Source organism: Paramagnetospirillum caucaseum (assembly GCF_000342045.1).
GTDB classification, from domain to species: domain Bacteria; phylum Pseudomonadota; class Alphaproteobacteria; order Rhodospirillales; family Magnetospirillaceae; genus Phaeospirillum; species Phaeospirillum caucaseum.
Genome location: NZ_AONQ01000125.1, coordinates 1 through 5,573 on the forward strand (window position 1 = coordinate 1; position 5,573 = coordinate 5,573).

General features: G+C 68.3%; 6 protein-coding genes. 1 reads left to right on the forward strand and 5 read right to left on the reverse strand.

What is annotated here, in order from left to right; all coding sequences use genetic code 11:
* Positions 1–461 (forward strand): site-specific integrase (locus tag H261_RS26300; protein WP_152427071.1); only part of this gene is annotated, 461 nt, incomplete at its 5' end.
* 75 nt (positions 462–536) lie between these two features.
* On the opposite strand, the gene H261_RS22230 is transcribed toward H261_RS26300, so the two are convergent.
* The 5 genes from H261_RS22230 to H261_RS24290 form a co-directional block, all read right to left on the reverse strand.
* Positions 537–1,985: a nickel-dependent hydrogenase large subunit gene (locus tag H261_RS22230; RefSeq protein WP_008622301.1), complete on the reverse strand. Its 1,449-nt coding sequence runs from the start codon at positions 1,983–1,985 to the stop codon at positions 537–539.
* 10 nt (positions 1,986–1,995) lie between these two features.
* Positions 1,996–3,021, reverse strand: coding sequence for an NADH-quinone oxidoreductase subunit B family protein (locus H261_RS22235; RefSeq protein WP_008622302.1), 1,026 nt, complete (start codon positions 3,019–3,021; stop codon positions 1,996–1,998).
* Positions 3,022–3,053: 32 nt separating this feature from the next.
* On the reverse strand, positions 3,054–3,710 hold the full coding sequence (locus H261_RS22240; protein WP_008622303.1) for a trimeric intracellular cation channel family protein: 657 nt from the start codon (positions 3,708–3,710) through the stop codon (positions 3,054–3,056).
* Between the two features lie 9 nt (positions 3,711–3,719).
* A complete protein-coding gene (locus tag H261_RS22245; protein ID WP_040477241.1) occupies positions 3,720–4,640 on the reverse strand; it encodes a GGDEF domain-containing protein in 921 nt (306 codons plus the stop codon).
* Between the two features lie 17 nt (positions 4,641–4,657).
* Positions 4,658–5,573: response regulator (locus tag H261_RS24290; RefSeq protein ID WP_235063025.1), on the reverse strand; the 916-nt coding region annotated here is incomplete at its 5' end.

A 5,573-nucleotide genomic window follows, 5' to 3' on the forward strand; every position in this document is an offset into this window, starting at 1 on the left:
TGGCTTCGAGCCCCCGCCCGGTGGTGACCCCAACATGCCTCCCACCCCCTAGACAATCGCGTGAAAACCTGCCGTGGCATTTGCCACGGCAGGTTCGAATTGGCCAATTCGCTGTGAACGCAGCATTCTTCGCGGTACATCAACGAACTGTTCGGGCGTTTGATCCTGAACGGGTGGGGCATACGATAGGTATCACGGCGCCGATATATTGGCCTTGCCGCAAGGATCCGGTTTACAGTTCCATCACCGCCGCCTTCGCCGAGGCCCGCGACAAGACCGGCCTGACCTGGCCGGCGGGCAAGACGCCGCCGACCTTCCACGAAATCCGCTCGTTGGCCGCCCGGCTCTATGCCGGGCAGGGCATCGATGCGCAGGCGCTGCTGGGGCACAAATCCCCCGACATGGCGGCGCTCTACCGCGACCTTCGCGGGTCAGAATGGATCGAAATTCGCCTGGGGTAACGCCCGCTTATTGGACGAGTTTTGGATAAGTTTTGGACGTTTACAATTTTACCCAATGAAAACAGCGCATTGGCTTCAATGCACCGTGCAGACCATGCAGGGGTCGAACGAGCGGACCACATGCTGGACGGCCACCGGGGTGGTTTCGCCGGGCAGGGCTGGGGTACCGGCCAGGGCTTGTTCCAGGGCGCCGGGATTGCCTTGGGCGTCGCGGGGCGAGAAGTTCCAGGTGGTGGGGGCGACGATCTGGTAATTGCTGATGTGGCCGCCTTGCAAGGTCAGCCAGTGGCCCAGGGTGCCGCGTGCCGCTTCGACCAGCCCGACCGAGCCGCCTTCGGCGATTCCGGCGGCGGGCGGGGCGCAGAACGGTTCGCCCGGGCGGATGGCGTGGACCCAGCGTTCCATGGCGGGGATCAGCCGGGCCAGTTCCAGCAGCCTTGCCACCACCCGGTCATGCACCGAGCCACCGGGACGGGCGGCGATCAGGGCGCGGGCCAGGGGATGGCCGTCCACCACCTGGCGGGCCAGGGCCCCCACCTCGGCCACCTGTCCGTCCAGGCGGGGGGCCTTGCACCAGGTGTAGCCTTCCGGCTTGTCGGGGGCGGGACGGGTCTGGCCGGCGGAGGGGGGCAGGGTGCCGCCCTCCATCCAGCTGTGGGCGTGGTCCTCGGTGATCCGGGCGGGATCGAAATCCGACGGGACGCCTTGGCTCCATACGCCTGGGGCGAACAGGCCGAAACTTCCCGACGAGACGAAGCGGCCGGGGCCGTGGCCCAGCCCGGCGAAGCCCAGGTCGCGGGCGATGTGCAGGAACAGGCGGAAGTCGCCCTGTTCCGGCGGCGCGGCCTCGACCCAGGCTTCCAGCGCCGCCGTTCCCTCCAGCGCCGCGATGGCTTCCAGGGGGGCGGCGAACAGGTGGGTTTCCAGCGCCTCGCGGAATTCGGCGACGATGGACAGCAGGCGGATCTTCTCGCCCGCATCGACGGCCTTGGTGACGCCGCCGGGCTGTAGGGCAAGGGAATGGGGCCACTTGCCGGCCAGCAGGCCCATCAGGTGCAGGAAGCGGGCGCGGGCCGGCAGCAGGGTGCCGGCGCAGGCGCCGTCCGAAGCGGCGAAGCGCCGCCGCGCCGCCGCGAACCATGGCCGCGCCGCATAGCATTCCCGTGCCAGGTCGGGGGCGAAGAACAGCATGAAATGGGTCAGGTGGTCGGCGGCGTTCTCGCCGGCCAGGATCAGGTTGGCGGCCAGGGTGCCGTTGGCCGGAATGTCGGGGCGCTCCAGCCCGGCCAAGGCGCGGGCGGCGGCCACCGATTGCGACACCGAGCAGATGCCGCAGATGCGCGGGGCGATCACCAGGGAATCGGCGGCGGGACGCCCCAGGAGGATCTGCTCGAAGCCGCGGTAGAGGGGGGCGTTGACGCGAGCCTCGGTGACGGCGCCGTCGCGGATGTCCAGCGTCACTTCCAGGTCGCCCTCGACCCGGTTGAAGGGGCCGACGATCAGGCGGGTGGGCGTTGCGGTCATGGCAGTTCGGTCATGGCAATTTCTGGGGCCGGCGGGCGGGGGGGACGATGACGTGGTCGGCATGGGCGTTGGCGCGCACCCGCTGGGGCGTGGCCGACTTGGACAGCGCCGCCAGGGCCACGAACCACGCCTTGGGCATGTCCACCGGCAGGCCCACCGGAATGCCCGCCACCTTGGCGGTTTCCTGGAAGGGGCCGGACGGAGTCTCGAAGGCTGGGGAGGTGCAGTTGATGCAGGCATAGCCGCCATCGGTGCACGAGCCGTAGCCGTTCCAGCGGCGGATGTTGCAGTCGCCGGGGGCCTGGGTGGCGCGGCAGCCGAGATTCTCCATCAGGCAGCCGCGATCCGAGGGCCGCGCCGCGCTGGCCTTGAACTCGTAGAACTCGTTGCGGCCGCAGCCGTGATGGGCCAGATGGTCGGCATAGGCGCGCGGCCGGCCCAGGGCGTCCAGCTGCTCGGCCGAGACGCCGCCGAGCGCCAGGGCGGCCAGGGTCTCGACGATCCAGCCGGGATGGGGGGCGCAGCCGGCGATGTTGACCACCGGCAGGCCCGAGGTGGAGCGGAAGCCCTTGCCCAGAGCCCCGCCCAGGTCCCAACCGGAATAGTGCAGGCCGCGCGCGTCGGTGGGATTGTGGCCGGCGGCCGGCATGCCGCCGAACGCCGCGCAGCTGCCCACCGCCACCACATGGCGGGCCCTGGCCGCCAGCCGGGCGATCCAGTCCTTCATGGGCTTGCCGCTGCCCGACAGCATCTGGAACCGTCCCGATCCGCCGGGGCCGAGCAGCACCGAACCCTCGACGCACAGACAGTCCAGGCGTACCCGTCCGGCGGCGCAATCCTCCAGTACGGCCAGCGCCTCGGCGCCGCTCTCCTCGGACAGCGAGGGATGCCACAGCAGGCGGATGCCGAACCGCTCCAGCGCGCGCCGCAGCCCCGTGTCGTCGGCGGCCAGGGCCGACATGGTGCAGCCGCCGCAGCTGGCGGCCTGCAGCCACAGGACGTTGAAGGTGTCGGAAGGGGGGGGAGATGCCGCCATGGGCTCACATTAGGCGCGGGGACGAGGTCCGTTCAAGTCCCCTCGGGCGGCTGGCCGCGGCCGATCAGGGCGCGGGCCGCCGGGGTGCGCCAGCCGAAGCGCACCGAGGCCACCCGGACCAGCACGGTCACCGCGATGCCGGCCCAGGCGGCGGGCTGCGCCGCCACACCCAACCCCAGGGCCAGGGCGGCGAAGGCAGCACCCCCGGCCAGGGCGGCGGCGGCGTAGAACTCGCCGGGGCGGAAGATCAGCGGGTCCTCGCGGCTCATCATGTCGCGCAGCACGCCGCCGCCCACCGCGTTGATCACGCCGATCAGCAGGGCGGGGACCCAGCCCAACCCGGCGTTCAGCGCCTTCTGCGCCCCGAACACGGTGTAGAGCCCCAGCCCCAGGGCGTCCACCAGCAGGAAGACCAGGGCCAGCCGGTTGAGGCTTTGGCCGAACACCAGGCCGATGAGGGTGGCGACCACCACCGCCAGCAGGTAATGGGAGCCCAGCACCGCCGGGACTTGCTGCAGGAACACCCCGTCGCGCAGCAACCCGCCGCCGATGCCGGTGACCAGGGCCAGGAAGAACACGCCGACGAAGTCGTAGCCCTTGCGCATGGCGGTCATGGCGCCGGTGACCGCGAACAGGAAGGTGGCGGCGAGGTCGAAGGCGAGCGGCAGGGTGAACTGGCCGATCAGCATGGCGGAGCCTCAGCTTTCGACGCGGTTGCGTCCGTTGATCTTGGCCCGGTACAGTGCCGTGTCGGCGCGGGCCACGATGTCCTTGAACGATTCCCCATCCCGGTACTGGGCGATGCCGAACGACGACGAGGCGCCGCCGATGGCCGGGAACGGCGCCGCCGCGATGGCGGTCCGCAGCTTTTCGGCCAGGGCCTGGGCGCCGTCCAGCTCGGTATCGGGACAGATCACCAGGAATTCCTCGCCGCCCCAGCGCCCGACGATGTCCACCGCCCGCACCCCCTGGCGCAGCAGCCCGGCCATGGCCTGCAGCACCTCGTCGCCCATCTGGTGGCCGTGGGTGTCGTTGACCGATTTGAAATGGTCCACGTCGGCGATGATCAGCGACACCGGCCGGCCGTAGCGCTGGGCGCGGTCCAGTTCGTGGGCGAAGGCCTCGTCCAGGCGGCGGCGGTTGAACAGCCCGGTCAGGGCGTCGGTGATGGAGGCCTTCTCCAGCTCGACGCTTTTCAGCGCCAGCAGGGCATAGGCCTCGGACAGCTCGTTCTGGACGTCCTTGAGGGCGCCGATGTCGACGGCGATGGAATGTTTCACCCGGCGGCCGTCGAACCAGTCGATCAGCGTCTCGTTCAACTGGTACCAGCAATCATCGCGGTCGTTGAAATGCTCGAACACCATGGTGGCCGGCGCGCCGGAGGCGGCCTCGGCCAGGGGGGGGATCTTGCAGAAATGGCAGGGATTCGGCTGGTCGTAGATGGCCCGGTGGCAGGTCTGCCCGGCCTCGGCCCCGGTCTTGCGCCGCATGGCCTGATTAACGCTGACCAGTTCGAGAGTCCGGGTGTCGACTACGTAGATGGGAAACGGGATGATGTCGGACGTACCGTCGTTGAGGACCGTCCGAGCCGTGTGCGTACGCCGGGATGCAGCCGCCATCCGTTTCCCCTGACCGGTCAGGTCTTGAAGACCCGCGCTATCATCTCGCGCAATTTCTCGGGCTTGATGGGCTTCAGGACATAGCCCTTGGCCCCCGCCTTCACCGCTTTCATCACCATACCCTGCTGACCGTGCGAGGTCACCATGATGATGTTGGCCTCGGGGAATTCCTTGAGGATGCCGTCCGTGGCCTCGATGCCGTCCATGTCCGGCATGGTGATGTCCATGGTCACCAGGTCGGGCTTGACCTGACGATAGGCATCCAGGGCCTGGGCTCCGCTTGCCGCCGTCTGAACCACCAGATGTCCCTGTTCCGACAGCATGCCGGTCAGCGTCCGGATGGTCAGCAGGGAATCATCGACAATCATGACCTTCAATGGGTGCATGTTCCCCCCTCGAGCATCTTCGGCGTCGAGTATGTTCAGGTTCTGGTCGAACATCTCCGCCGGTCCGATGAGATTTAGGTCGAGAGTACCACGGTTGGTTGCCATTTGAATGGAGGTGAATATCGCTTTTTTGGGACGAAGGATGTTTTTTTCCTCGTCGAGCACGATGGGCGGCGAAAGCCGCATGTCGTTGCCCTCCTCGGCCAGATCCGCGGTGGCGTGGCCGAGGATGGAGTTTATGGTCTCCGCCGCCGTTTCGCGCAGGAAGAGTTCGCGCTCCTCCGGCCGCACATCCAGGTCGGCGGTGACCACTTCCCGCATATGCTCGAGCAGCCCCCGCTGGAAGCTGAAGGCGATGAGCAGCTTGACCGGTCCGTCGGTGCAGACCACCGCGGTTATATCCCGCAATTGTAGCGCGTCCACATTGCCGGTGCGCGGCTTCGCTCTGGAGACCTTGAGGCCGATCTCGTCTTGGAGGTAGTCCCGAGTGCGGGTCAGGACCGCCGCCATGGCGGACGGGAATTTCAGCCTGTTGAAGGTCATTGGA